Source organism: Streptomyces sp. NPDC026394, from assembly GCF_055567735.1.
Genome location: NZ_JBVHPX010000001.1, coordinates 205,517 through 229,302, shown reverse-complemented (window position 1 = coordinate 229,302; position 23,786 = coordinate 205,517). Strand labels below are relative to the sequence as shown.

General features: G+C 72.5%; 25 protein-coding genes. 13 read left to right on the top strand and 12 right to left on the bottom strand.

Features of this window, described 5'->3' with window-relative positions:
* Positions 1-128: 128 nt before the first annotated feature.
* A complete protein-coding gene (locus ACZ4QV_RS01085; protein WP_361146942.1) occupies positions 129-1,187 on the bottom strand; it encodes an alpha/beta fold hydrolase in 1,059 nt (352 codons plus the stop codon).
* Between the two features lie 174 nt (positions 1,188-1,361).
* Between ACZ4QV_RS01085 and ACZ4QV_RS01080 the strand changes: the two genes are divergently transcribed.
* From ACZ4QV_RS01080 to ACZ4QV_RS01065, 4 genes are all read left to right on the top strand, one after another.
* Positions 1,362-1,580, top strand: coding sequence for a hypothetical protein (locus ACZ4QV_RS01080; RefSeq protein ID WP_361146945.1), 219 nt, complete (start codon positions 1,362-1,364; stop codon positions 1,578-1,580).
* Positions 1,581-1,728: 148 nt separating this feature from the next.
* Complete coding sequence (locus ACZ4QV_RS01075) at positions 1,729-2,370, top strand: TetR/AcrR family transcriptional regulator (RefSeq protein WP_031001023.1); 642 nt, start codon at positions 1,729-1,731, stop codon at positions 2,368-2,370.
* 408 nt (positions 2,371-2,778) lie between these two features.
* Complete coding sequence (locus tag ACZ4QV_RS01070; RefSeq protein ID WP_030024620.1) at positions 2,779-3,006, top strand: DUF3107 domain-containing protein; 228 nt, start codon at positions 2,779-2,781, stop codon at positions 3,004-3,006.
* 198 nt (positions 3,007-3,204) lie between these two features.
* Positions 3,205-3,474, top strand: a complete 270-nt coding sequence (locus tag ACZ4QV_RS01065; protein ID WP_361146949.1) for a hypothetical protein — start codon at positions 3,205-3,207, stop codon at positions 3,472-3,474.
* Positions 3,475-3,663: 189 nt separating this feature from the next.
* Here ACZ4QV_RS01065 and ACZ4QV_RS01060 read toward each other — a convergent pair whose 3' ends face one another.
* Positions 3,664-4,419, bottom strand: a complete 756-nt coding sequence (locus tag ACZ4QV_RS01060) for a ferritin-like fold-containing protein (protein WP_361147395.1) — start codon at positions 4,417-4,419, stop codon at positions 3,664-3,666.
* A gap of 463 nt (positions 4,420-4,882) precedes the next feature.
* On the opposite strand from ACZ4QV_RS01060, the gene ACZ4QV_RS01055 reads away from it, so the two are divergent.
* Positions 4,883-7,579 (top strand): DEAD/DEAH box helicase, encoded by a 2,697-nt coding sequence (locus ACZ4QV_RS01055; RefSeq protein WP_467762452.1) that lies wholly within the window; start codon positions 4,883-4,885, stop codon positions 7,577-7,579.
* 101 nt (positions 7,580-7,680) lie between these two features.
* Positions 7,681-8,538 (top strand): alpha/beta fold hydrolase, encoded by an 858-nt coding sequence (locus tag ACZ4QV_RS01050; RefSeq protein ID WP_467762451.1) that lies wholly within the window; start codon positions 7,681-7,683, stop codon positions 8,536-8,538.
* A gap of 142 nt (positions 8,539-8,680) precedes the next feature.
* Here ACZ4QV_RS01050 and ACZ4QV_RS01045 read toward each other — a convergent pair whose 3' ends face one another.
* Positions 8,681-9,634, bottom strand: coding sequence for an NYN domain-containing protein (locus ACZ4QV_RS01045; protein WP_361146958.1), 954 nt, complete (start codon positions 9,632-9,634; stop codon positions 8,681-8,683).
* Positions 9,635-9,846: 212 nt separating this feature from the next.
* On the opposite strand from ACZ4QV_RS01045, the gene ACZ4QV_RS01040 reads away from it, so the two are divergent.
* Positions 9,847-9,999, top strand: a complete 153-nt coding sequence (locus tag ACZ4QV_RS01040) for a hypothetical protein (RefSeq protein ID WP_361146961.1) — start codon at positions 9,847-9,849, stop codon at positions 9,997-9,999.
* Between the two features lie 172 nt (positions 10,000-10,171).
* Here the strand turns inward: ACZ4QV_RS01040 and ACZ4QV_RS01035 are convergent, their stop codons facing one another.
* The 3 genes from ACZ4QV_RS01035 to ACZ4QV_RS01025 form a co-directional block, all read right to left on the bottom strand.
* Positions 10,172-10,777 carry a MarC family protein gene (locus tag ACZ4QV_RS01035; protein ID WP_073758457.1) on the bottom strand — a complete coding sequence of 202 codons (606 nt, stop codon included), beginning with the start codon at positions 10,775-10,777 and terminating at the stop codon, positions 10,172-10,174.
* A 258-nt stretch (positions 10,778-11,035) separates the two neighbouring features.
* On the bottom strand, positions 11,036-11,890 hold the full coding sequence (locus ACZ4QV_RS01030; protein ID WP_361639256.1) for a PHP domain-containing protein: 855 nt from the start codon (positions 11,888-11,890) through the stop codon (positions 11,036-11,038).
* A 139-nt stretch (positions 11,891-12,029) separates the two neighbouring features.
* Entirely contained in the window at positions 12,030-12,668 is a 639-nt protein-coding gene (locus ACZ4QV_RS01025; RefSeq protein ID WP_030020315.1) for a DUF6758 family protein, read from the bottom strand.
* A gap of 216 nt (positions 12,669-12,884) precedes the next feature.
* Between ACZ4QV_RS01025 and ACZ4QV_RS01020 the strand changes: the two genes are divergently transcribed.
* Complete coding sequence (locus ACZ4QV_RS01020) at positions 12,885-14,201, top strand: MFS transporter (protein WP_467762450.1); 1,317 nt, start codon at positions 12,885-12,887, stop codon at positions 14,199-14,201.
* A 125-nt stretch (positions 14,202-14,326) separates the two neighbouring features.
* On the opposite strand, the gene ACZ4QV_RS01015 is transcribed toward ACZ4QV_RS01020, so the two are convergent.
* Complete coding sequence (locus ACZ4QV_RS01015; RefSeq protein WP_361146970.1) at positions 14,327-14,923, bottom strand: suppressor of fused domain protein; 597 nt, start codon at positions 14,921-14,923, stop codon at positions 14,327-14,329.
* A gap of 509 nt (positions 14,924-15,432) precedes the next feature.
* Between ACZ4QV_RS01015 and ACZ4QV_RS01010 the strand changes: the two genes are divergently transcribed.
* Together ACZ4QV_RS01010 and ACZ4QV_RS01005 are read left to right on the top strand one after the other, a co-directional pair.
* A complete protein-coding gene (locus tag ACZ4QV_RS01010; protein WP_361146973.1) occupies positions 15,433-16,575 on the top strand; it encodes a magnesium and cobalt transport protein CorA in 1,143 nt (380 codons plus the stop codon).
* A 50-nt stretch (positions 16,576-16,625) separates the two neighbouring features.
* Complete coding sequence (locus ACZ4QV_RS01005) at positions 16,626-17,195, top strand: hypothetical protein (RefSeq protein WP_361146976.1); 570 nt, start codon at positions 16,626-16,628, stop codon at positions 17,193-17,195.
* Between the two features lie 55 nt (positions 17,196-17,250).
* Here ACZ4QV_RS01005 and ACZ4QV_RS01000 read toward each other — a convergent pair whose 3' ends face one another.
* From ACZ4QV_RS01000 to ACZ4QV_RS00990, 3 genes are read right to left on the bottom strand one after another with little or no spacing between them, the layout of a single operon-like run.
* On the bottom strand, positions 17,251-17,649 hold the full coding sequence (locus ACZ4QV_RS01000; protein WP_361146979.1) for a hypothetical protein: 399 nt from the start codon (positions 17,647-17,649) through the stop codon (positions 17,251-17,253).
* Positions 17,646-17,930: a hypothetical protein gene (locus ACZ4QV_RS00995; protein ID WP_361146982.1), complete on the bottom strand. Its 285-nt coding sequence runs from the start codon at positions 17,928-17,930 to the stop codon at positions 17,646-17,648. The genes ACZ4QV_RS01000 and ACZ4QV_RS00995 overlap by 4 nt, the downstream gene beginning before the upstream one ends.
* Before the next feature lie 42 nt (positions 17,931-17,972).
* A complete protein-coding gene (locus ACZ4QV_RS00990; RefSeq protein ID WP_467762449.1) occupies positions 17,973-18,767 on the bottom strand; it encodes a hypothetical protein in 795 nt (264 codons plus the stop codon).
* A gap of 280 nt (positions 18,768-19,047) precedes the next feature.
* Between ACZ4QV_RS00990 and ACZ4QV_RS00985 the strand changes: the two genes are divergently transcribed.
* The 3 genes from ACZ4QV_RS00985 (at position 19,048) to ACZ4QV_RS00975 (ending at position 22,207) form a co-directional block, all read left to right on the top strand.
* On the top strand, positions 19,048-20,346 hold the full coding sequence (locus tag ACZ4QV_RS00985; RefSeq protein WP_361146985.1) for a magnesium transporter MgtE N-terminal domain-containing protein: 1,299 nt from the start codon (positions 19,048-19,050) through the stop codon (positions 20,344-20,346).
* Positions 20,336-20,926: a DUF1003 domain-containing protein gene (locus ACZ4QV_RS00980; protein ID WP_361586456.1), complete on the top strand. Its 591-nt coding sequence runs from the start codon at positions 20,336-20,338 to the stop codon at positions 20,924-20,926. Before ACZ4QV_RS00985 ends, ACZ4QV_RS00980 begins: the two co-directional genes overlap by 11 nt.
* A gap of 120 nt (positions 20,927-21,046) precedes the next feature.
* Positions 21,047-22,207 (top strand): Mrp/NBP35 family ATP-binding protein, encoded by a 1,161-nt coding sequence (locus ACZ4QV_RS00975; protein ID WP_361146989.1) that lies wholly within the window; start codon positions 21,047-21,049, stop codon positions 22,205-22,207.
* A 126-nt stretch (positions 22,208-22,333) separates the two neighbouring features.
* Here the strand turns inward: ACZ4QV_RS00975 and ACZ4QV_RS00970 are convergent, their stop codons facing one another.
* The gene (locus tag ACZ4QV_RS00970) at positions 22,334-23,059 is read right to left on the bottom strand and encodes a hypothetical protein (protein ID WP_361146992.1); all 726 of its coding nucleotides are present in this window, start codon (positions 23,057-23,059) and stop codon (positions 22,334-22,336) included.
* A 127-nt stretch (positions 23,060-23,186) separates the two neighbouring features.
* The gene (locus tag ACZ4QV_RS00965; protein ID WP_361146995.1) at positions 23,187-23,681 is read right to left on the bottom strand and encodes a sec-independent translocase; all 495 of its coding nucleotides are present in this window, start codon (positions 23,679-23,681) and stop codon (positions 23,187-23,189) included.
* Between the last annotated feature and the right edge of the window lie 105 nt (positions 23,682-23,786).

Here is a 23,786-nt window from a genome sequence, read left to right as displayed (position 1 = left end):
CGGGTCCGGCGCCACCTGCCGCGCCGAGCCCGCCCGCCTCGCCCACCTCACCTATTCCGGAGGTGTCACCGGCGGTTGCGGCCGGGCTCCGGCGGCTGTGACGTCCCACTCGGCCTGTCAGCTCCTACTCACGTCCAGGACGCGCCACCGGCGGCGGACTCTCCCGCACCGGCGCTCCCGCCCGCACCGGCCGCGTCCCGCGCGGCCGCGTCGTCCAACAGCTCGCGGAAGGCCCGCGCCACCGTTTCCGGATACTCCATCATCGCCACGTGCCCCGCCTCCGGGAGCGTCAGCAGCCGGGAGGCGCGGAAAGCGGCGGCCGCCCGGCGTGCCATACGGAAGGAGACCAGGCGGTCGCGCCCACCGTAGACGAGAAGCGTGGGTGCGAGCACCCGCTGCGCCTGCCGCCACAGATTGTGCTGCCCGCCGAGCGTGTACGCGTTGACGATGCCCCGTGCCGAGCGCGTCATCACCTCCCAGAAGTAGGGGAGTTCGAGGCGCCGCGCGTATTCCTCCGCCGCGGCGGTGAAGCCGTCCGGCGTGACCAGGGCGGGATCGCCGTAACACAGCGCCAGCACCTCACGGGTGCGCCGCTCCGGCGTCCAGTCCCGCGTCAGCCGGCCGAACAGCCGGGTCACGCCGGGTACCGCGAGCAGTCCGGTCGGTACCGCGGACAGTTGCGGGCGCAGCTCCGGCAACGCGGGCGAGATCAGCGTCAGCGTCCGCACCAGGTCGGGGCGTACCGCCGCCACGCGCGTCACGGCCGCGCCGCCCATGGAGTTCCCGAACAGGTGCACCGGTCCGCGGCCGCTCGCGTCCAGATGGCGGATGACCGCCCGTGCCTGCGCGGAGACGGAGTAGTCACCGTCGTCCGGCGGCGGGGAGTCCCCGAATCCGGGGAGGTCCAGCGCCTCGCCGTCGACCTGGCCGGCGAGCAGCGGCATCAGCGCGGACCAGTTCTGGGAGGAGCCGCCGAGGCCGTGGACGTACAGCGCGGGCGGCAGTCCGGCCCGCGTGCCCGGTACGCCCCGCACGCTCATCGTCAGGCCCGGCAGGCTCACGGAACGCACCGTCTCCCCCGGACCGACGCGCGAGGCACGGCCCGCCGGGGGCACCGGGAGAACGGCGCGGGTGTCCGGCGAGGTGTCCGGCGATCCGGTCGACTCCGTCGAATCCGTCGAAGACATGGAGTCGATGTTACGAGACGATCACGCCGCCGATCGTGTGTTCGCGCTCACACACCGCATCGCATTTCGGAACCGGCTCTCTTAGGCTCGGGCAGGAAGGGCACCCGTGTGATGAGCGCTCGCGTGCGGACGCTCGCCCTGGCCTCCGGAGGACGTGAGAGAAAGGGAGCCACCATGCCCGTCGACCCGACCGACCCGGACACCTTCGAGGACGAGGCGGACGCCTCGGAATTCGACATCGAAGCGCCCGAGGCCGACGCCGCGGAGCAGCAGGCGGACCTCGCGCCGCACCACGACCAGCCGCTGACCGGCATCGATCCGTCCGTCGCGGACGAGGCGGACGTCGCCGAACAGTCCCGCGTCGTGGATCTCGACGAAGACGATTACCGATGACCTGGGGGCATATGTCGGATTCCCACAGTCTTCGGCGGCAGATTTTCTCGTCCGTGACCACGCACAGCCGGGTTACCCAAAAGTACGATGGCGGACGCGGCGCACCGCTGTGCGTGCGCCGCGGACGGAACCACACCTGGGAGGCAGCGTGAGCGCCATCGAGCAGACCGAGGCGGCACGCCCGCGGGGCACGCGCCTGCCACGCCGAGCCCGGCGCAACCAGCTCCTGGGCGCGGCCCAGGAGGTCTTCGTGGCGCAGGGTTACCACGCGGCCGCGATGGACGACATCGCCGAGCGCGCCGGCGTCAGCAAGCCCGTGCTCTACCAGCACTTCCCGGGCAAGCTCGACCTCTACCTGGCCCTGCTGGACCAGCACTGCGAGGCGCTGCTGCAGTCGGTGCGCACCGCGCTCGCCTCGACGACCGACAACAAGCAGCGCGTCGCCGCGACGATGGACGCCTACTTCGCTTACGTCGAGGACCCGGGCGGCGCCTTCCGGCTGGTCTTCGAGTCCGACCTGACCAACGAGCCCGCCGTGCGCGAGCGGGTGGACAAGGTCTCCCTGGAGTGCGCCGAGGCGATCAGCGAGGTCATCGCCGAGGACACCGGCCTGTCCAAGGACGAGTCGATGCTGCTGGCCGTCGGGCTGGGCGGCGTCTCGCAGGTCGTGGCGCGCTACTGGCTCTCCTCCGAGAGCACCGTGCCGCGTGAGACGGCCGTTCAGTTGCTGACCTCGCTGGCCTGGAAGGGCATCGCGGGCTTCCCGCTGCACGGCTCCGAGGGGCAGTGAACCGGTCCGCCGGGCGCTGACCGGTGCCGCCGGGCACCGGACCCGGCCATCGGCCCGCGGGCCGTACCGCCGGGTACCGAACGGGACCTCCGGGCGGTGAGCCGTACCGCTACCGGCCTGCGGACCGTCCCGCTACCGGGCTACGGGCTGTACGCCGCCGCACTGTGAGCCGTACCACCAGGCAGTGAGCCGTACCGCGGGTCCGAGCGGCAGGCGGCGGCCGGGTCCGCCCTGCCACGCCCCGCACTCCCGCGCACCCACACCCCTCCCCTGTTCGCTGCGGGCGTGCTCCGCGGCGCCCTGTCCGTCCGCTCACCGGGCTAATGTGTGCTGCGTACGGCGCGGATTGCCGCGCACCTGCCCCGTGGCCTCGCCAGGGGGCACCGAGACCGTCGGAGGGACAAAGCCGTGGAGGTCAAGATCGGCGTGCAGCACGCGCCCCGCGAGATCGTTCTGGAGAGCGGGCAGACCGCCGAGGACGTCGAGCGAGCGGTGGCGGACGCACTGGGCGGCAAGTCGCAGCTGCTGAGCCTCGTGGACGATCACGGCCGCAAGGTCCTGGTCCCGGCGGACCGGCTGGCCTATGTGGAGATCGGCGAGCAGACCGTCCGCAAGGTCGGCTTCGGCGCGCTGTAGCCGGCCGCGGGCCCTGGGGCCCGCGCGCACCCGTCACGAGCGGCGGCCCGGAGAGATCGTCTCCGGGCCGCCGCTTCGGTGTCCGGCCCGCTCGCGACTCCGTGCGCCTGCGAGGGTTGCCGCGCATTCCCCCTGGGTACGACCGCCTACGACCGATTTGTGTCGTCCAACCGGTCGTCACCGCGGGAGGGATAAACCATGGTCTGGGAAGCTTTCGGCTCCGTGATCGTCGGACTCGCCATCGCACTGGCCGCCACACGCCGGCTGCCGGGCCGGTTCCCCGCGCGCACCCTCACACTGGCGACGGGCCCCGCCGCGGCCCTCCTCGGCGCCTTTCTCGCCCATTCCATCCTGGGCCCCGGCCATTTCTTCCCGACGCTGCTGGCCGCCGCCTGCCTGGGCGCGGCCATGCTCTCGCTGCTGATCCGGCCCACCCACCGGCTGTCACCCCTGCGCTCGGGGGTGTGAGCCGGGCGGGTGCGGGGGCGACGGAACCGCCCCTCCCGCAGACCTCTGCCGAATGCCTGCGCCGGAGGGGCTGGACACACGTCCAGCCCCTCCGGCGTCACTACGGGGTGCCGAGTCCCGGGCCGCCTGCCGACGACCGGCTGCGCACCGGTCAACAGGCGGCACCGGGCTCACCCGTCCGCTCCTGTCCTACGCGGCCAGGCCCAGCGCGGCCATCCGCTTCGTGTGCGCCTCGGTGATCCGCGAGAACATCCGGCCGACCTCCGCGAGGTCGAACCCGTCGGCCACGCCGCCCACCAGCATCGTCGACAGCGAGTCCCGGTCGGCCACGACCCGCTGCGCCTGGGACAGCGCCTCACCCATCAGCCGCCGGGCCCACAGCGCGAGCCGGCCGCCGACGCGCGGGTCGGCGTCGATCGCGGCCCGTACCTTCTCCACGGCGAACGTCGCGTGCCCGGTGTCGTCGAGGACGCCGAGGACCAGGCCCCGGGTGTCGGCGTCGAGCCGGGCCGCCACCTCGCGGTAGAAGTCACTGGCGATCGAGTCGCCGACGTACGCCTTGACCAGGCCCTCCAGCCAGTCAGACGGGGCGGTCTGCCGGTGGAACTCGTCCAGCGCCGCAGCGAACGGCTCCATCGCCTCGTTCGGCTCCGCCTCGATGTGCGCGAGGCGGTCCCGCAGCCGCTCGAAATGATGGAATTCGGCCGACGCCATCTTGGCCAGCTCCGCCTTGTCGTCCATCGTCGGCGCCAGCTTCGCGTCCTCCGCGAGGCGCTCGAAGGCGGACAGCTCCCCGTAGGCGAGGGCGCCCAGCAGGTCGATCACCGCGGCCCGGTACTGCGGCTCCGCGGAGGCCGCGGCCCAGTCCTGAGCGGCGATCCCGGTGTGTTCTCGGTCATCTTCGGCGGTGTGCGCTGCGTTGTCAGGCGTCTCCATGAAGCGCACAATAGCCCGCTGCGCAACCGGGGGAAGTGGCTGGTCAGCCACTCCCGTCCCACCCGACCGAACGATTGCCCGGACACACGTCTGGCTATCCGGGGTATGGTGGTAATGCGCCCGCCGAGTATCGGCGGGTTGTTCCACGCATGCGGATGCCCGGTCGGTGGCCCGATCGGCTCCAACCCGACCGCCCTCTTTCGCGGCGCGTACGCGACGTACGCACAGCGGGAGGGACACCGCTCGCGGTTCGAGTGCTTGAGCGAAGGCAGTGGTCCCGCGCCATCCGGCTGATCAGAGGCCGGCCCGTACGAAACCGTGCGAGGGCGCGGTACGACCCCCTTGGCCGCCTCGTGCCGCGTCTCACAGAAGAGGCAAGATTCTGTCTACGTTCCGAGACCTCGGGATTCTCCCCGAGACCGCCGAAGCCCTTGAAGCCGTCGGCATCACGTCCCCCTTCCCCATCCAGGAGATGACGCTCCCGGTGGCCCTGGCGGGCTCCGACGTCATCGGCCAGGCCAAGACCGGCACCGGCAAGACCCTGGGATTCGGCCTCCCCCTGCTGGAGCGCGTCACCGTCCCCGCGGACGTCGAGGCGGGCCGGGCCAAGCCCGAGCAGCTCACGGAGGCCCCGCAGGCCCTCGTGGTGGTTCCCACCCGCGAGCTGTGCCAGCAGGTCACCAACGACCTCCTGACCGCCGGCAAGGTCCGTAACGTACGGGTGCTGTCGATCTACGGCGGCCGGGCGTACGAGCCGCAGGTCGAGGCCCTGAAGAAGGGCGTCGACGTGGTCGTCGGCACCCCGGGCCGCCTGCTGGACCTGGCCGGCCAGAAGAAGCTGAACCTTTCGAACGTCAAGGCTCTCGTCCTGGACGAGGCCGACGAGATGCTGGACCTCGGCTTCCTGCCCGACGTCGAGCGGATCATCAACATGCTGCCGGTCCGCCGCCAGACCATGCTGTTCTCGGCGACCATGCCGGGCGCGGTCATCGGCCTGGCCCGCCGCTACATGTCGCAGCCCACGCACATCCGCGCCGCCGCGCCGGACGACGAGGGCCAGACCGTCGCCAACACCACGCAGCACGTCTTCCGCGCCCACTCGATGGACAAGCCGGAGATGGTCGCCCGCATCCTCCAGGCGAACGGCCGCGGCCTCGCGATGGTCTTCTGCCGTACGAAGCGGACCGCGGCCGACATCGCCGACCAGCTCGCGCGCCGCGGCTTCGCCTCCGGCGCGGTCCACGGCGACCTCGGCCAGGGCGCCCGCGAGCAGGCGCTGCGCGCGTTCCGCAACGGCAAGGTCGACGTGCTGGTCTGCACCGACGTCGCCGCCCGCGGCATCGACGTCGGGGGCGTGACACACGTCATCAACTATCAGTCCCCCGAGGACGAGAAGACCTACCTGCACCGGATCGGCCGGACCGGCCGCGCGGGCGCCAAGGGCATCGCGATCACGCTGGTCGACTGGGACGACATCCCGCGCTGGAAGCTGATCAACAAGGCGCTGGACCTGCCGTTCGACGAGCCGGAGGAGACGTACTCCACCTCCGCGCACCTCTACGAGCTGCTGGAGATCCCCCAGGGCACGACCGGTGTCCTGCCGCGTACGGCACGTACGCGGGCCGGGCTGGCGGCGGAGGACGTCGAGGACCTGGGCGAGACGGGCGGCCGCGGCCGCGGTCCGCGCCGGGGCGCGCCCGCCGTCGAGGAGGAGCGCCCGAGCCGCAGCCGTACGCCGCGTCAGCGCCGGCGCACGCGAGGCGGCGCGCTGGTGGATGGCGCGGGCGCCCCCGAGGCGTCCGGTACGTCCGGACCTTCCGGTACGTCCGAGGGCGGCGCCGCCGCGACGGACGGGCCGCGCCAGCCGCGTCGCCGTCGCCGTACGCGCGGCGGCTCCGGCCACGCGTCGGCCGCCGTGTCGCCGGCCCGTGACCAGGCGGCGCCGGCCGCCGAGAGCATCGCGTCCGAGGCGGCGCAGGCCGCCGACGACACCGCGGCGCCGTCGAAGCCGCGACGCCGCCGTACGCGGGGTGGCGCGAACTCCGCCGCCAAGGCGGAGACGGCCCGGACGGCGGCAGCCACCGCCGTGGACACGGTCGAGAACCCCACCGGGACCGTCACGGTTCCGGCGCAGGCCACCGCCGAGGCGCCGGTCGTCGCGGAAGCACCGGCCGTCGCCGAGCCGGCCGCGGACGAGGCGCCCGCCACCAAGCCGCGCCGCCGGACGCGCAGCGCCAAGCCCGCGGCGGAGGCCGTCGTGGAGACGGTGGAGAGCACGGAGTCGGCCCCCGTGGCCGAGCCGGTCGCGGACGAGGCTCCGGCCAAGCCGCGCCGTACCCGCAAGACCGCCGCCAAGAAGACCGAAGCCGAGGCCGCGGTCGACACGGCCGAGGCCGCCGAGACGGTGACGGACGAGGCTCCGGCCACGCCGCGCCGCACCCGCAAGACCGCCACCGCCAAGAAGGCGGAGGCCGCCGTGGAGACGGCGGAGGGTGCCGAGGTCGTCGCGGACGAGGCGCCCGCCAAGCCCCGCCGTACGCGCAAGACGGCCGCCGCCAAGAAGACCGAGGCGAAGGCCGCGGTCGACACGGCCGAAGGCACGGAGACGGCGGCGGACGAGGCCCCGGCCAAGCCCCGCCGTACGCGTAAGACGGCGACCGCCAAGGTCGCCGAGGCGGCGGTGGAGAGCGCCGAGCCGGCCGCGGACGAGGCGCCCGCCAAGCCCCGCCGCACCCGCAAGACCGCCGCCGCCAAGAAGGCCGAAGCAGCGGTCGACACGGCCGAAGGCGCCGAGCCCGCGGCCGACGAGGCCCCGGCCACGCCGCGCCGCACCCGCAAGACCGCCGCCGCCAAGAAGGCGGAGGCCGCGGTGGACGCTACGGAAGGCACGGAGACCGTCGCGGACGAGGCGGCCGCCACGCCGCGCCGTACCCGTAAGACGGCCGCGAAGAAGGTCACGGCGGAGGCCCCTGCGGCCGACGCCGGTACCGCTGCGGAGGACGACGCGCCGGCCAAGCCGCGCCGTACCCGCAAGACGGCCGCCGCGAAGGCCGAGGCGGCCCCCGCCGCCGACGCCGGTGCCGCCGCGGGCGAGGCTCCCGCCAAGCCGCGCCGCACCCGCAAGACGGCCGCGAAGAAGGCCACGGCCGAGGCCCCGGCCGAGGGCTGATCCGACCGTACGACGGCCCGGTTCCCGCGCACGCGGGGGCCGGGCCGTCGGCGTGTGCGCCCGCGCGCGGCGGCTTCCCGAGCCCCGGATAGCCTCGTCCCATGAGCAGGCCGCCCACCCTCACCTTGCCCTCGTGCGCCCGCGCGCGCCGACTCGTCACCGCGCGCGGCGAGTTCGCCGTCCACGACGCCCGGCCCGACGGGACGCCCGACGGGACCGCGCTGCTCGTACCGGGGTTCACCGGCAGCAAGGAGGACTTCATCGGCCTCTTGGAGCCGCTGGCCGCCGCGGGGTTCCGGGTGGTGGCCGTGGACGGCCGCGGCCAGCACGAGTCACCCGGTCCGCACGACGAATCGGCTTACGCGCAGCACGAGTTGGCGCAGGACGTGGCCGCGCAGGCGCGCGCCCTGGGCGACGGCCCGGTGCATCTCCTCGGGCACTCCCTCGGTGGCCTCCTCACCCGGGCCGCCGTCCTGCACGACCCCGCGCCGTTCCGTTCCCTGACCGTCATGAGCTCGGGCCCGGCCGCCATCGCCGCCTCCCAGCAGGCCCGCGTACGGATGCTCATCGACGCCCTCGGGACGCTGGACATGCAGGCGGTGTGGCTGGCCATGCGCCGGCTGGATCCGCCGGAGGCCGAGGACGCGACCACCCCGCCGGAGATCGGCGCCTTCCTCCACCGGCGCTGGATGAACACCGCCCCGCAGCAGTTGGTCGCCACCGGGCGGCAGATGGTGTCGGAGCCGGACCGGGTGGCGGAGCTGGCCGCCGTACCGCTGCCCAAGCACGTCGTGTCGGGCACCGTCGACTACGCGTGGCCGGTGCCGGAGATGGACGTGATGGCCGGACGGCTGGGAGCCCGGCGTACGGTCGTCGAGGGCGCGGAGCACTCCCCCAACGCGGAACGTCCGGCCGAGACGGCGGCGGCGCTCGCGGAGTTCTGGCACGGCACCCACTGAGCGGGGCGCGCGCCCCGGCGCGCGTCGCCTCCGTACCCCTGCGCAGCCGTCGACGCGCCCGTACGTACGGCTCTCGGCCCTCCCGCGCATCGGGCGCCGGAGCCGACGCCGGGCGCCCGCCCACCAGGCCGCCCGGCCCCCGTCAACACTGTGCCTGTACGTGCTCCCAGAAGCCGTCCCGCAGCGCCCGCCGCAGGTCCGCGTGCCCGCGCAGCGAGTGGTGCAGCAGCGCCTCGGCGGCCGTCAGCAGCTCCTGGTCGACCGCGCCCGGCAGGTACGGGTGTCCGGGCAGCAGCTCGGTGACCCAGGGGACGCCGCGTTCGCCCAGCCATCGCGCGGCGACCCGCGCGCCGACGAAGCGGACCTCGTCGCGGGTGGGCGGTGTGCCGCCGGTGCCGGTGCCGGTGCCGTCGGCCGCCGCGTCGCCGTGGTCGTGGACGACGGCCCGCCGGGTCACGTACGGCTTGCAGAACTCCAGGTCGAAGGTGCGCTGGCTGTCGACCTCCCACAGCAGCGGCTCGGCCTGGTTGCGCCCGCCGACCGCCTCGATGCCCCACAGGTGGACCCGGGCGCCGTAGCCCTGCGCGGCCTCCACCGCCGAGACCAGGTCCTCGTCGCCGCCGATCAGGACCGCGTCACTGATCGCGCGGTGCCGGGCCAGCGACTCCAGGTCGGAGCGGATCAGCGAGTCGACGCCCTTCTGCTGGTTGTTGGCGTTCAGGTTGCCGAGCCGCACCTTGACGTCCGGGAGCTCGGCGACGCGCTGCTGCTCCGTGGTGTGGATGCGGCGCCGGGCGCCGTCGTACCAGTACACGCGGAGCAGCCGGCTGTCCGGGAAGATCGTGCGGGCCTTGTCGATGAATGCCTCGATGAGGCCCTCCGCGTCCAGCTCGAAGGCCCTGCGGTCCTCGGTGCCGGCGACCAGCCGCCCGGCGGCCGCGTACACATAACCCGCGTCGACGAAGGCCGCATGGGTGGACGGGGTGGTGGCGACCTCGGCGAGCACCCGCGTGAGCAGCTCGTTGGTGCGCTCGATCCCCGCGAGTACCGCGGTGAGGTCGGGTGTGGGGCCGGTGGGCCGGGCGTCGTCGTTCATACGGGCCCATTGTCCGGCCGGTCACTCAGCGCGCACAACCGCTCTCTCTACCCACCAGTACTTAGACGACCGAAAATTTTCTTTAGCGTAGGGAATGATTGCAGGCAGCATGTCGTTGTACCCACTGGGAACGCAGGGCACCGTCGCCCCGCGGCCACCCCGTACAACAGCAAAGTTCTCCGCAGGAGGATCAGACGAAGGGAGAAGCCGTTATGCGCTTCGAGATCATGCGCCTGGACGATGTCGACGGCAACGCCGTGGACAGCACCGTCGTGGACGCCGCCTCCGTCAACCGGATCGTGCAGCAGGCCGCCGCAGTCGGCCAGCGCATCTACATCCGCCCAGCCGATACCGCCGCCCGATGACGCCCGAACCGCGTCACTCATGAGCGCGTGACGCGCACATGTCCGGCGCACGGAGCGCCCCGCACGAAACCTTTCGCGCGGGGCGCTTCGCGCGTCCGGACCCGGCCGGGCGCGTCGGGCGCCCGGAACCGTCGACGGCTCGACCGGCCCGGCGCCCCGGCGCGCCGACGGCTCAGCCGCCGCGTACGACCTGCATGACGCCGTTGATGATCTGCTGCACCGCGAGCGCGGAGAGCATCATGCCGGCCAGCCGGGTCACCAGCACGACCCCGCCGTCCTTGATCACCCGGATGATGACCAGCGAGAAGCGCATCACGAGGTAGAGCACCACATGGATGGCGGCGATCGCCGCCCACACCGACAGTTCCCCGCTGATCCCGTCCGCGTGCTGCACCGCGAGGATCACCGAGACGATGGCCCCCGGCCCCGCCAGCAGCGGCATCCCCAGGGGCACCAGCGCCACATTGACGTCCTTGGTCTGCGTGGGCTGCTCCGACTTGCCGGTCAGCAGGCTGAGCGCGACGAGCAGGAGCAGCAGCCCGCCCGCGATCATCAGCGCGGGCGGGGTGATGTGCAGCCGGCCGAGGATCTGCTCGCCGAAGAGACCGAAGACGGCGATGACGCAGAACGCGACGGTGGCCGCCTGCCAGGCCATCTTCCGCTGGACCTTGGCGGGGCGGCCGGAGCTGAGGGCGAGGAAGATCGGGATGATTCCCGGTGGATCCATGATCACGAACAGGGTGACGAAGAGCGTACTGAAGACAGCGAAGTCGAACACAGTGATGGCCTTGCGAGAGGTGGTACGAGAGAGCGGTGTGACGAGAGAACAGCGGTAGGAGAGAGCGGCGGTACGGGAGGGAAAAGGCGGAAGCGTGGTGCGAGAGAGGGGAGCGCGCGCAGCCTCACGCGCGCGGGCGCGTGAGCGGGCGGCAGTGGCCCGGACAGGCACGGCGGGGCGAACACCCGCCGGCCCGGAGCACGAACGTGCCCGTCCGGCCGGGACGGGGACCTGCCCGCCGGCCGGAGCGCGGTACGGTCAGCCGCCCGCGCCGGGAACGGGGAAGGCGCCGAAGGCACGGCGCACGATCTCGCCGTATATCTCGGGGTCGGTGGTGTACTCGCCGAGCGCGACGGTCTTGCGGCTGCCGTGGTAGTCGCTGGAGCCGGTGGTCAGCAGGCCGAGGTCGGCGGCGAGTCCGCGCAGCCGGGACCGCGCGGCGTCGTCGTGGTCCATGTGATCCACCTCGACGCCGTCCAGCCCCGCCGCCGCCAGCTCGGCGATGACGTCCTCGGGGACGGTACGGCCGCGCTTGACCGCCAGCGGGTGGGCGAAGACCGTCACCCCGCCCGCGGCCTTGACCAGGCGGATGGCGTCGAACGGGTCCAGCTCGTGCTTGTCGACGTAGGCCCGGCCGTCATTGGCGAGCCACTGCGGCGTGAAGGCGTCGGAGACGGTCTCGACGACGCCCAGTTCCACCATCGCGGCGGCCACGTGCGGCCGCCCCACGGCGCCGTCGCCGGCGATCCGCGCCACCTGTTCCCAGGTGATCGGGACGCCCAGTTCGCGCAGCTTGGCCACCATGCCGCGGGCCCGCGGCACCCGGTCGTCACGGACCAGTTCGCGCTCCCGGGCCAGCTCGGGCTCCTCGGGGTCGAAAAGGTACGCCAGCATGTGCATGCTCACCCCGCCGACCCGGCAGGACAGCTCGGCGCCGGTGACCAGGGTGAGCCCCTCGGGCAGCGCGGCCCGGGCCTCGGCGTGGCCGCCCACGGAGTCGTGGTCGGTCAGCGCGACGACGTCCAGCCCGGCAGCGGCGGCGTTGCGCACCAGCTCGGCGGGGGTGTCCGTACCGTCGGAAGCAGTGGAGTGGGTGTGCAGATCGATGCGCACGACGCTGAACTCCAGACTGCTGCGGGGCCGGCCAGGGGACCTCAGAAGGATACCGGCCGCCCGCCGGACCCTCGAACACACGCCCGCGCGGGCCGGCCACCGGCCCCGCAGAAGCCCAGGGAACCGGTGGCCGCCCTCCTCACGTGAGCAACCGCGGCGACAGCGCCCCGCACGGCAGCAGATCGACCTCGGCGCCGGCGTCCCGCAGGTCGGTGAGGACCAGTTCGTCGTAGAGCAGCAGCCCCGACTCGGCGGGCCAGACCACCGCCCACAGCCACAGCCCGCGCGCCTCCCCGGCGAAGACCGCCCGGTCCTCGGGCGCCCCTTCGACGTGCCACAGCGGGGTCGGCCGCCCGGCCGCCAGCACCTTCACGTGCGGCGGCTTGTTCACGCACATGTGCGGGCCGGGGTCGGGGCCGTCGATGCCCGCGTACCGCGCGCCCAGGCCGACGCCCAGCTCCTCCGCGATCAGCAGCAGCTCACCGGGCCCGCCCAGCGGTCCCGGCCCCGAGCAGGCCACCGCGGTGGCGCGCCCGCCGCTGCGGTCGTCGCCCGCGCAGGACACGCCCGTGAACAGCCAGCCGACGGGCAGCGGCCACGGCATCCACACCGGCACCCGGGCCCGGCGTACGACCACGGCCAGCGCTTCGACGCTGGGCGGGACGACCGGTTGCAGAGGGTGCACGGTGCCGTGCACGCCGCACTGCCAGGAGTCGGCAAAGAGACCGGGCGCCCGCACCCGGCCACCGCACTTCGGGCAACTGGGTTCGCCCCTCATAGAGCCCCACGGTCCTCCCGGCCGGGCGCCGCGTCAAGGACGATCACCCATCCGGCGTCCCGGGCCGGTGGGCCAGCCCTCGGACCAATTTAGTTGCAGCTTGCATTCTTTAGGTCGGCTAACTTATTGTGTGTAGACAGCAACGTTCCGGTGGGCACGCCGGACGCCCCCGGGGACCGGGGGCTCGCGCCACCCGAGCAGAAAGGGGACAACGGCATGTCGGCACACGGCAAGAGCGGCCACGGCGGCGGCGGAGACGATCCGTTCGACGAGGGCGGCACCGGCATCCTGCGCCAGCCGATGGCCGTCTGGGCCACGGCGGGCGCCTCGGTCGTCGCCTTCATGGGCATCGGCCTCGTCGACCCGATCCTGCCCTCCATAGCCAAGGGCCTGCACGCCTCCACCAGCCAGGTCTCCCTGCTGTTCACCTCCTACTTCCTGATCACCGCGGTCGCGATGCTGGTCACCGGCTTCGTCTCCAGCCGGATCGGCGGCCGTAAGACGCTGCTCGCCGGGCTGGCGCTCGTGGTGGTCTTCGCGGCCCTGTCCGGCACGTCCTCGTCGGTCGGCGAACTGGTCGGCTTCCGGGCCGGCTGGGGCCTCGGCAACGCGCTGTTCGTCTCCACATCGCTCGCCGTCATCGTGGGTGCGGCGAATCCCATAGGGGCATCGCGAAGCGATTCGGCCCGGGGCGGTGGCGGGCGACGGGCGGGCGGGAGCGCCGCGGCGATCCTGCTGTACGAGTCGGCGCTCGGCCTCGGCATGGCGTGCGGGCCGCTGCTCGGCGCGGTCCTCGGCGACATGAAGTGGCGCTACCCCTTCTTCGGCACCGCCGTCCTGATGGCCGTCGGCTTCCTCGCCATCATGGTCCTCCTCAAGGAACAGCCCCGGCCGGCGCGCAAGACCTCGGTACTGGACCCGATCAAGGCCCTGGGCCACGGCGGGCTGGCCTCCGCCGCCGTCTCCGCGTTCTTCTACAACTACGCGTTCTTCACGGTGCTGGCCTTCACGCCCTTCGTGCTGGACATGAGCCCGTACAAGTCCGGCGGGGTCTTCTTCGCCTGGGGCGTGCTGCTCGCCGTCTTCTCCGTGCTGGTGGCGCCGCGCCTCCAGGAGCGCTTCGGGTCGCTGAGGGTCCTGGGCGGCTCACTGGTCCTGCTCGCCGTCGACCTCCTGGTCCTCGGGTACGGCAACCACGTCACGGCCGTCGTCTGCACGATCCTGTCCGGCGCCTTCATCGGCCTGAACAACACCGTCTTCACGGAGCTGGCGCTCGGCGTCTCCGACGCGCCGCGGCCGGTGGCGAGCGCGGGCTACAACTTCGTGCGTTGGTTCGCCGCCGCGGCCGCCCCGTTCCTGGCGCCGAAGATCGAGGAGTGGACCGACATCCACATCCCGTTCGTGGTCGCGGCCCTGGCGGCGCTCGTCGGCGCGGGCATCGTGGCCGTACGGCGCCGGGCGCTGACCGTACGGGCGCACGAGCTGGAGCCGCGGCACGCCACCGAGGACGGTGTGTCCGCCTTCGCCAACTGACGGTCCGCACCACCGCGGTACGGCGCGCCGTCAGGCCGACGCCGCTCCCGTACGCCGTCAGGCCGACGCCACTCCCGTACGCACCGGTGCGGCTCCCCCTCTGAACATCGACTCCACCCGCACCGCTATGCCAGCGCCACCCCTGTACGCAGCGGATCGCGCAGGTCCGTCCCGCCCTTGAGCCACCGTTCCTGGAGCGCCTCGGCGCCGTGCACCCGCTTCCAGGCGGCCTCGTTGGGCGTCATCGGCAGCAGGGGGAGGAAGCGGACCGGGTCCAGCGGCTCGTCCAGCTCCAGGTCCTCCACCAGACCGCCGGGCTCCGCGACCAGTACGGAGGTGAAGGGGGCGCCCGGCCACAGCGGCTCCCCCACGTCCAGCGACGCCCCCGGCGCCACGATCACGCCTTCGACCTGCGGGGAGGCGGCGAGCACGGCGAGCGGCCGCAGCACCTTGTCGACGTCGGCGCGGCCCGCCTTGACCGACAGCACCAGTTCGGCGCGCGGGCCGCGCAGCGGGTCGGCCAGCACGGCCGTGGGGTCGGTCATCGGCCGGTCCGACATGCCGAGCGTGACGTAGCGCACCAGATCGCCGTCCGGGCCACCGCCGGTGAAGCGCAGGACCTCGACACGGTCGGTGCCGAGGAAGGTGACGGCGGCGCGCGCGTCCGGCTCGCCCAGGGTCGTGCGCAGGCGGGCTTCGACCAGATCGAGAACGTCAGACATGCCGCGAGCATAGGCCCGGGTCCTGGCCCGGCCGCAGCCGCCCGGCGGCCCGTCCCGCCGCCCGTGGCGGCCGTTCGTATGGAACGGGCAAAGGCGCGCCGGATCGGTTCTGACGGCTGATAGCCTTGCCGTCTGGTCAGGGAATGACGTTCGTCCCCCAGCGGGGACCGGCCGGAGGAGGTGGGGCTGCGGTGGATCCAAGTCGACCGTGCAGTACCGACAGTTCTCCTGTCATCCCCCAGCGCGCCCAGCGGCTTTCTTGATCCAGGGGCTTCCGTACCCCTGCCGCACGCGGTGAAACCCGCTAAGTGCCTTCGCGCCGGAAACAGATGACGGAAGAGCGCCTTCGACTCTCGTTTCCGTGTTTTCTGCGAACTGCCGTCAGACCTGCGCACGGAGCGCCGCCCGCTTTGCGGACGTACGGCCAGCGCCGTCTTGTACGTCCTCGTTCCGGGCAGCGTTACGCCGCGCGCCCGCGGCTGGCGGCCGGCCCGTGAAGGAGCCTGCCCATGTCGATGATCCGCGACCTGCGTGCCGCCGTCCGCCCCTCCCGCCGGCGTGAGGACTCCCCGTACAAGTACGAGACCGACCCGCACCAGGCGGCGCACACCAACAGCGCCATCGTGGACTGCGGCGTCTACCGTGACGGCCGGCGCGTCAGCGACCACGTCACGCCGTCCCAGGCGATGGCGGGCGTACGCAGCGACGGGGGCTTCACCTGGATCGGGCTGCACGAGCCCACCGAGGCGGAATTCGCCGAGATCGCGCGGGAGTTCGGGCTGCACCCGCTGGCCGTGGAGGACGCGGTCCACGCCCACCAGCGGCCCAAGCTGGAGCGGTACGACGACACCCTGTTCACCGTCTTCAAGACGGTCCACTACGTCGAGCACACGGAGCTGACCGCCACCAGCGAGGTGGTCGAGACCGGCGAGGTGATGTGCTTCACCGGCCGGGACTTCATCGTGACCGTGCGGCACGGCGGCCAGGGCTCGCTGCGCGCCCTGCGCCACCGCCTCCAGGACGACCCCGAGCTGCTCGGCAAGGGCCCGTCCGCGGTGCTGCACGCCATCGCCGACCAGGTCGTGGACGGCTACATCGCGGTGGCCGGCGCGATGCAGGACGACATCGACGAGGTGGAGATCGACGTCTTCAGCTCCGGCTCGGACGGCAAGAACGCGGGCGCCGGCAAGGGCGCGGCGAAGGGCGGTGGCGACGCCGCCGGACGGATCTACCAACTCAAGCGCGAGGTCCTGGAGTTCAAGCGGGCCGTGTCGCCGCTGCTGCGGCCGATGCAGGTACTGAGCGAGCGGCCGATGCGGCTGGTCGACTGCGACATCCAGAAGTACTTCCGGGACGTGGCCGACCACCTGGCCCGGGTCAACGAGCAGGTGCTCTCCTTCGACGACCTGCTCAACTCGATCCTCCAGGCCAACCTGGCGCAGGCGACGGTGGCCCAGAACGAGGACATGCGCAAGATCACCTCCTGGGCGGCGATCTTCGCCGTACCGACGATGATCGCCGGAATCTACGGCATGAACTTCGAGTACATGCCCGAGCTGAAGTGGAGGTACGGCTACCCGCTCGTCCTGCTCGTCACGGTCGGCATCTGCTTCGGCATCCACCGCGGCTTCAAGCGCAACGGGTGGCTGTGAGAGGGCTGAGCGGTCCGGGCACCACGCGCGCCGCCCATTAGGCTGATCCCATGACGGACACCGTGTCGCAGGCGCTGCTGGACCGCGCGCTCATCGAAGAGGCCACGAAGAAGTCCGGCCTCATCTGGGTACGGGGCGCCACCGGCCCGGCGCGGGCCCTGTGGCACGTCTGGCACGACGGCGCCGCGTGCGTCGTCGGAGCGGGCTCCGGCCGTACGGACGGAGTGGCCGACCCGGCCGACGAGCAGCCGCTGCACGACCTCGGGCTGACCGACGGCGGCACCGCGACCGTCACCCTGCGCAGCAAGGACAAGGGCGGCCGGCTGGTCGGCTGGCAGGCCCGGGTCACCGAGCTGGAGCCGGACAGCGAGGCGTGGCAGGCCGCCGTGGAAGACCTCAAGGGCAAGCGGCTCAACGCGCCGGACGCGGAGACCATGCCGCGCCGCTGGGCGCGCGAGTGCCGCGTCCTGCGCCTGGAACCGGTCGCGGACACGTCGGCCACCACGGCCTTCGGCGACGACTCCCGGGCCGCGCGCCCGCTCCCCACCCCGGTCACGACCCGCGAGCCCGTTCCGGCGGCGCTGCCCAAGCTGCTGCGGGGGAAGCGGCGCGGGCGCTGAGGGGCACACCTGGACGGCCCGGCGCACCGCTGCTCCGGCCTGGGCCGACTGCCCGTCAGTGGAAGCCGAGCATGCCGGGTGAGTCGATGTCGACGGTGACCACGCCGGGCGGGTAGGCGTCCTCGTTGCCGGTCAGCAGGATGGGCATGCCGGTGAACTCGGGGCGCGGCAGTGCGCAGTAGAGGGCGTGGCAGGTGTCCGGGCCGCCGTAGCCGTCGCGAATCATGGTGCCGACGCTGACAGCGGCCATCGTGTCGAGGCTGTCGACGACCACTGAGGAAAAGGCCAGGACGCGCTGCGCGAGGTTCTCTTCACCGGCTTCGGCCTGAGTGAGGCACAGAGCGGGGATGTTCAGACGCTCGCCGGGGGTCTCCGCCATATTGCCGGCCAGGAGGTTCAGCGTCTTGTGGCCGCCGGCGAGCGCCATGACGGCGCTGGTGTCCAGGATGATCACGTTGCGACGCCCTTGGCCGCCCGGACCTTCTCAGCAGCGATCTTGTAGATGTTGCCGAGCACGTCGGGGGCTTGCTCGAACTCTTCGTCGCTGATGGCCACGCCCATCATGCGGCGTACGGCTTCCCGGTCGGCGGCCAGCCGCTCGGCCCGCTGCGCTGCCGTCGGCTGCTCCGCGGCAAGCGCTTCGACGAGCTGCCCGATGCTCACACCGCGCTCTCTGGCCAGCTCGGCAAGGTGATCACGGGTCTCTCGCAGAACCTGAATCGTCGTCGTCGCCATAGCCGCAATATAGCCAAACCATGGTGCCGACGTGCGCTGCGTTCAGCCGCCCAGCGTGATCGACTTGCCGTAGTCGATGACCTGGCTGTCCGCCGGTGCCTGGATCTCCACCGGCTTTCCCCAGTCGGTGAGACGCACCTCGCCCGCGTCGCCCGCGCGGCGCAGCCGGAGCGGGTAGGGCTCGCCTTCCAGGGAGACGTCGAGGGTGCCGCCCGCGCCCTGGCCGGCGGCGATGCGGATGGTGCGGGTGCCGTCGAGGGTGCTGCGGTCACCGGTGACGAGCTTGCCTTGCAGGCCGAGGAGGCTGCTGAGCAGGACGTCCTTGTCCGTGAAGCCGCTGAAGCGCTTGTAGACGGGGTCCGTGGCCGGCACCTTCACGTACTTGCCGACGAGCTTGGCGACGGCCGTCTCGTCGTTCTTCGACGGATTGGCGTTCTTCTCGCGGGCCCAGAACCCGGCGTCCGCTTTGAGGTAGAGCGCGCCGTCGGCCCGCAGCAACTGGAAGGTGGCCGCGTCGGTGGCGAGTTCACCCCGGGCGCCCTCGGGGCCGAGCCGCAGGTCCAGCTTGTAGGTGCGGCCCTGGCTGACGAGGTGGCCGAAGAGCCGTACCGTTCTGGCGCCGCGGGCGGCCGTCTGCGCCTTGGCCTGGATCTTTTCGGCGGGCAGTTTGCCGACCCCGTTGGTCCCGGCGTCCGGGTCCTCCGTCGAGCACCCCGCCAGTGCCCCGGCGAGCACCGCGCACACCGCCGCCGTCAGCGTCGCCCCGCGCCTGCGACGGGATGCGGCCGGTCGGCGGGAGCAGGCTCCGGCGGGGCCTGCCGAGGGGAAAGCGGTCACGACGGTTCTGCCTCCTGATACGGATGACCTCGACGGCAGTACGGCAGCGTACCCGGGCCCGGGCACGTCGTACGGCGGAGTGCGCGGTGGACACCGTACGGCCCTTTCCGTCGGGGCGGCACCGGGTGGTGCACGTTAGCCTGATTTCGGATCAAGCCCGCCTGAGGGGCTTCACCTGCGGAGAAGCGGCAACACGTAACGCCAGGGAAGAGGGGGCGCGGCCGCGCGGTGGCGCGGCGGCCCGCTACGGCGCAGCGGAACGGAAGCGGAGGCACTCGGCATGGCGGTGGTCACCCCTCGGGTGTTCGTCTCCCATCTCGCGGGCATCGCCGTCTTCGACCCCAACGGCGACCAGGTCGGCCGGGTCCGGGACCTGGTGGCGATGTTGCGGGTGCGCGGCCGGCCGCCCCGGCTGCTGGGCCTGGTCGTCGAGGTCGTCAGCCGCCGCCGGATCTTCCTGCCGATGACCCGGGTGACGGGGGTGGAGTCCGGCCAGGTCATCACCACCGGCGTGGTGAACATGCGGCGCTTCGAGCAGCGCGCGTCGGAGACCCTGGTCCTCGGTGAGCTGCTGGACCGCCGGGTGAGCCTGGTCGAGACCGGCGAGGAGGCCACCGTCCTGGACATCGGCATCAGCCAACTGCCGGCCCGCCGTGACTGGGAGATCGACAAGGTCTTCGTACGGAAGGGGAAGGGTGGGGCGCTGCGCCGCAAGGGAGAGACCCTGACGGTGGAGTGGTCGGCGGTGACCGGGTTCTCGCTGGAGGAGCACGGGCAGGGCGCGGAGAACCTGCTCGCCACCTTCGAGCAGCTACGTCCGGCGGACCTGGCCAGCGCGCTGCACCATCTGACGCCGAAGCGGCGCGGCGAGGTCGCCGCCGCGCTGGACGACGACCGGCTGGCGGACGTCCTGGAGGAGCTGCCGGAGGACGACCGCGTCGAGATCATGGGCAAGCTCCAGGAGGAGCGGGCCGCCGACGTCCTGGAGGCGATGGACCCGGACGACGCCGCCGACCTGCTCTCCGAGCTGCCGGAGGACGAGAAGGAACGGTTGCTCGCTCTGATGCGGCCGGACGACGCGGCGGACGTCCGGCGCCTGATGGCGTACGAGGAGCGCACCGCGGGCGGTCTGATGACGACCGAGCCGATCGTGCTGCGGCCGGACGCGACGATCGCGGACGCGCTGGCCCGGGTGCGCGACCCGGACCTGTCGCCGTCGCTGGCGGCGCAGGTGTACGTGTGCCGGCCGCCGGACGAGACGCCGACCGGCAAGTACCTGGGGCTGGTGCACTTCCAGCGGCTGCTGCGCGATCCGCCGTTCACCCTGGTCAGCTCCATCGCGGACACCGATCTGCCGCCGCTGCCGCCGGGCACCCCGCTGAACGAGGTGACCAGCTATCTGGCGACGTACAACATGGTGGCGGCGCCGGTCGTGGACGAGAGCGGCTCCCTGCTGGGCGCGGTGACCGTCGACGACGTACTGGACCACCTGCTGCCCGACGACTGGCGGGAGGCGGAGATGCACGGGCCGCCGGGCGCGGCAGCGGACCGGGAGGGAGAGCCGGACGATGGGCGCTGAGGAACGGGACGGTGTCAAGGAGCGTGCGCGGGCGCTGAGTGCGGCGCCGGGGCCCGGGACGGGCGGCGGGCGCCCCCGGGTGCGCCTGGACCAGCCGCGCGCGCCCCGGCGCAGTCTGCTGCCGGAGTACGACCCGGAGGCCTTCGGACGGCTGTCGGAGAAGATCGCCCGCTTTCTGGGGACCGGCCGGTTCATCGTCTGGATGACGGTGATCATCGTGGTGTGGATCATCTGGAACGTCGCCGCGCCCGGTCATCTGCGCTTCGACAACTACCCGTTCATCTTCCTGACCCTGATGCTCTCGCTCCAGGCGTCCTACGCCGCGCCGCTGATCCTGCTGGCGCAGAACCGGCAGGACGACCGGGACCGGGTCACCCGCGAGCAGGACCGCAAGCAGAACGAGCGGGCCATCGCCGACACCGAGTACCTGACCCGGGAGGTGGCGGCGCTGCGGCTGGGCCTGGGCGAGGTGGCCACCCGCGACTGGATCCGCTCCGAACTCCAGGACCTGCTGAAGGAGCTGGAGCTGCGTCAGATGGTGGACGCGGAGAGCGAGCAGGAGAGCCGGCGCCGGGAGTAGCGCGGTCACCCCGGGCGGAGAAGGCGGACGAAGTCGGGGGTGGAGCGGGCGCCGGGAGTGACGAACACGACCGTCACCAGGCCTTTCCGGAGGCCGCCACCACCCCCGTAGTCTTGGGGCATGGCTACCGACACGCCCCGAAGCGCAGCGCCCAGCGAGGACGCGGTCCACGCCGCGCTCGCCACGGTGAACGACCCCGAGATCCACCGCCCCATCACCGAACTGGGCATGGTCAAATCGGTGGACATCGCGGCGGACGGCGCGGTGGCGGTGGCGGTCTACCTGACGGTCGCCGGCTGCCCGATGCGCGAGACGATCACCTCGAACGTGCGCGAGGCGGTGGGCCGGGTCGAGGGCGTCACCGGTGTCTCGGTCGACCTGGACGTGATGAGCGACGAGCAGCGCAAGGAGCTGGCGTCGTCGCTGCGCGGCGGCACCGCCGAGCGCGAGGTGCCGTTCGCCAAGCCGGGGTCGCTGACCCGGGTCTACGCGGTCGCCTCCGGCAAGGGCGGCGTCGGCAAGTCGTCGGTGACGGTCAACCTGGCCGCGGCGATGGCGGCGGACGGCCTGAAGGTCGGCGTGGTGGACGCCGACATCTACGGCCACTCGGTGCCCCGGATGCTGGGTGCGGACGGCCGTCCCACCCAGGTCGAGAACATGATCATGCCGCCGTCGGCCAACGGCGTGAAGGTGATCTCCATCGGCATGTTCACCCCGGGCAACGCCCCGGTGGTCTGGCGCGGGCCGATGCTGCACCGCGCGCTCCAGCAGTTCCTGGCCGACGTGTACTGGGGCGACCTGGACGTCCTGCTGCTCGACCTGCCCCCGGGCACCGGCGACATCGCCATCTCGGTGGCACAGCTCGTACCGAACGCGGAGATCCTGGTCGTCACGACCCCGCAGCAGGCCGCCGCGGAGGTCGCCGAGCGGGCCGGCTCGATCGCCGTACAGACCCACCAGAAGATCGTCGGCGTGGTGGAGAACATGTCCGGGCTGCCCTGCCCGCACTGCGACGAGATGGTGGACGTGTTCGGCACCGGCGGCGGCGAGCGGGTCGCCGAGGGCCTGACGAAGACGACCGGCACCCAGGTACCGGTGCTGGGCGCCATCCCGATCGACGTACGGCTGCGAGAGGGCGGCGACGAGGGCAGGCCCGTCGTGCTGACCGACCCGGAGTCCCCGGCCGGCGCGGCCATCCGTGCCATCGCGGGCAAGCTGGGCGGCCGCCAGCGCGGCCTGTCGGGCATGTCACTGGGGATCACCCCGCGCAACAAGTTCTGAGGCGCCCGGCGGCCGGGGACGGCGGCCGGGACAGGCGGAGGGGCGGGCCCGGCGGGCCCGCCCCTTCGTCGTCGTGCGGCGGGCGTGGCGCCGGGCCGTGCCCGTACGGCCCCGGCCGCGCTCGGCTCAGTCCGCCGCCACGCCTTCCGCGGGCACGTCCTCCGTCCGCGTGTCTCCGGTGGCCGCCGGCCTCGTGACACCGTCGCCGCTCTCGTACGCGGCGATGTCCTTGACCACCGCGAAGCCCAGTCCGTACGCGCTCATGCCGCGCCCGTACGCACCGATGTGCACGCCCTCCGGGCCGTCGCCCGCCGACCCGGCGAGCACCCAGCCGTACTCCGACTCCCGGTAGCGGAACGGCGTCGGCACGCCGTCCACCGGCAGCGTCAGCGCGCTCCAGCCCTCGCCGCCGAGGTCGTCCGCCAGTTCCCAGGCGAGCATCGTCTGCTGGTCGAGCCAGTCCTGGCGGAGCGTGCGGTCCATCTGCGTCGGCCAGGTGCGGGAGAGCAGACCCGATCCGGCGAGCCAGGCCGCGGTGGCGGTGGAGGTGGCGTCCAGGACCCCCGTGCCGTCGGCGCTGCGCCGCACGGGGCGGCTGGCGACGGTCACCACGACCGCGAAACGCTCCGAGTCCGGTGTGCTCTCCACCTTTATGGTGGGCTGCTGGCCGTGGCCGGTCGCGCCGTGCTCGACCGTGCCGTCCGCGGCCGCGCCGACCTGCAGCAGCCAGCGGGGACCGGTGAACGCGTCGTCGAGTCCGTACCACGGGAACGCGGCCGACAGATAGCCGTCGACCTTCCGCCCGGTGTCGGCGGTGACCGCCTGAACTCCTGCCCGACCCGTCGTCTCCATCTGCGCGGAGCCTCCTAGTTGCCCTGCGTCGTGGGCGGCCCGCCCCCCTCAGGCGACCTCACCCCGGACACCGGGAGCATAGTCAACCCGTTCGGCACCAGCGGGCATAAGGCTTGCATAAGACGAGTCAGGTGGCATCGGGATCGAACGGAGGGCGCTCGTTCCGGGCCGGCTTCGCGCCCTTGGTGAACAGGTCCGGCGCGGCGGACCCGCCGCCGGAGCCGGTCCCGGCGGCCGGGGACTCCTTGCTGAAGCTCACCCGGGACGCGGACCCCTGGTCGGCGGAGGAGGCGCTGTCGACGCCGTGCACGGCGTCCGTGACCTCGGCCATCTCCTTCTTCAGGTCGAAGCCGTTACGGATCTCCTGAAGGCCGTACTGGTCGTTCTCCAGCACGTGCTTGCGGACGAAGTTCTTGGGCTTCAGGTCCTCGAACTCGAAGTCCTTGAACTCCGGGCCCAGCTCGCTGCGGATGTCTTCCTTGGCGTTGTCCGAGAACGCCCGCACCTTGCGCACGAACCCCATGACATCGGAGATCACCTTGGGCAGCTTGTCCGGCCCGAAGATCAGTACCGCAAGGATCACGAGCGCGACCAGCTCTAGGGGTCCTATGTCGAAGAACACCTTGCAGCTCCTTGGGTCATCCGTGGCCCACCAGGACCTAGGGGGACGTGTCGGGCCTATGGGCCAGGCCGCCTATCACGGTACCTGGCCCGTGGCGTCCGGCGG

Coding starts and splice junctions, on each gene's coding strand:
- ACZ4QV_RS01085 (WP_361146942.1), bottom strand. CDS start 1,187: ATGTCTTCGACGGATTCGACGGAGTCGACCGGATCGCCGGACACCTCG.
- ACZ4QV_RS01080 (WP_361146945.1), top strand. CDS start 1,362: ATGCCCGTCGACCCGACCGACCCGGACACCTTCGAGGACGAGGCGGAC.
- ACZ4QV_RS01065 (WP_361146949.1), top strand. CDS start 3,205: ATGGTCTGGGAAGCTTTCGGCTCCGTGATCGTCGGACTCGCCATCGCA.
- ACZ4QV_RS01055 (WP_467762452.1), top strand. CDS start 4,883: ATGACGCTCCCGGTGGCCCTGGCGGGCTCCGACGTCATCGGCCAGGCC.
- ACZ4QV_RS01050 (WP_467762451.1), top strand. CDS start 7,681: ATGAGCAGGCCGCCCACCCTCACCTTGCCCTCGTGCGCCCGCGCGCGC.
- ACZ4QV_RS01045 (WP_361146958.1), bottom strand. CDS start 9,634: ATGAACGACGACGCCCGGCCCACCGGCCCCACACCCGACCTCACCGCG.
- ACZ4QV_RS01040 (WP_361146961.1), top strand. CDS start 9,847: ATGCGCTTCGAGATCATGCGCCTGGACGATGTCGACGGCAACGCCGTG.
- ACZ4QV_RS01025 (WP_030020315.1), bottom strand. CDS start 12,668: ATGAGGGGCGAACCCAGTTGCCCGAAGTGCGGTGGCCGGGTGCGGGCG.
- ACZ4QV_RS01020 (WP_467762450.1), top strand. CDS start 12,885: ATGTCGGCACACGGCAAGAGCGGCCACGGCGGCGGCGGAGACGATCCG.
- ACZ4QV_RS01015 (WP_361146970.1), bottom strand. CDS start 14,923: ATGTCTGACGTTCTCGATCTGGTCGAAGCCCGCCTGCGCACGACCCTG.
- ACZ4QV_RS01010 (WP_361146973.1), top strand. CDS start 15,433: ATGTCGATGATCCGCGACCTGCGTGCCGCCGTCCGCCCCTCCCGCCGG.
- ACZ4QV_RS01005 (WP_361146976.1), top strand. CDS start 16,626: ATGACGGACACCGTGTCGCAGGCGCTGCTGGACCGCGCGCTCATCGAA.
- ACZ4QV_RS00995 (WP_361146982.1), bottom strand. CDS start 17,930: ATGGCGACGACGACGATTCAGGTTCTGCGAGAGACCCGTGATCACCTT.
- ACZ4QV_RS00985 (WP_361146985.1), top strand. CDS start 19,048: ATGGCGGTGGTCACCCCTCGGGTGTTCGTCTCCCATCTCGCGGGCATC.
- ACZ4QV_RS00980 (WP_361586456.1), top strand. CDS start 20,336: ATGGGCGCTGAGGAACGGGACGGTGTCAAGGAGCGTGCGCGGGCGCTG.
- ACZ4QV_RS00975 (WP_361146989.1), top strand. CDS start 21,047: ATGGCTACCGACACGCCCCGAAGCGCAGCGCCCAGCGAGGACGCGGTC.
- ACZ4QV_RS00970 (WP_361146992.1), bottom strand. CDS start 23,059: ATGGAGACGACGGGTCGGGCAGGAGTTCAGGCGGTCACCGCCGACACC.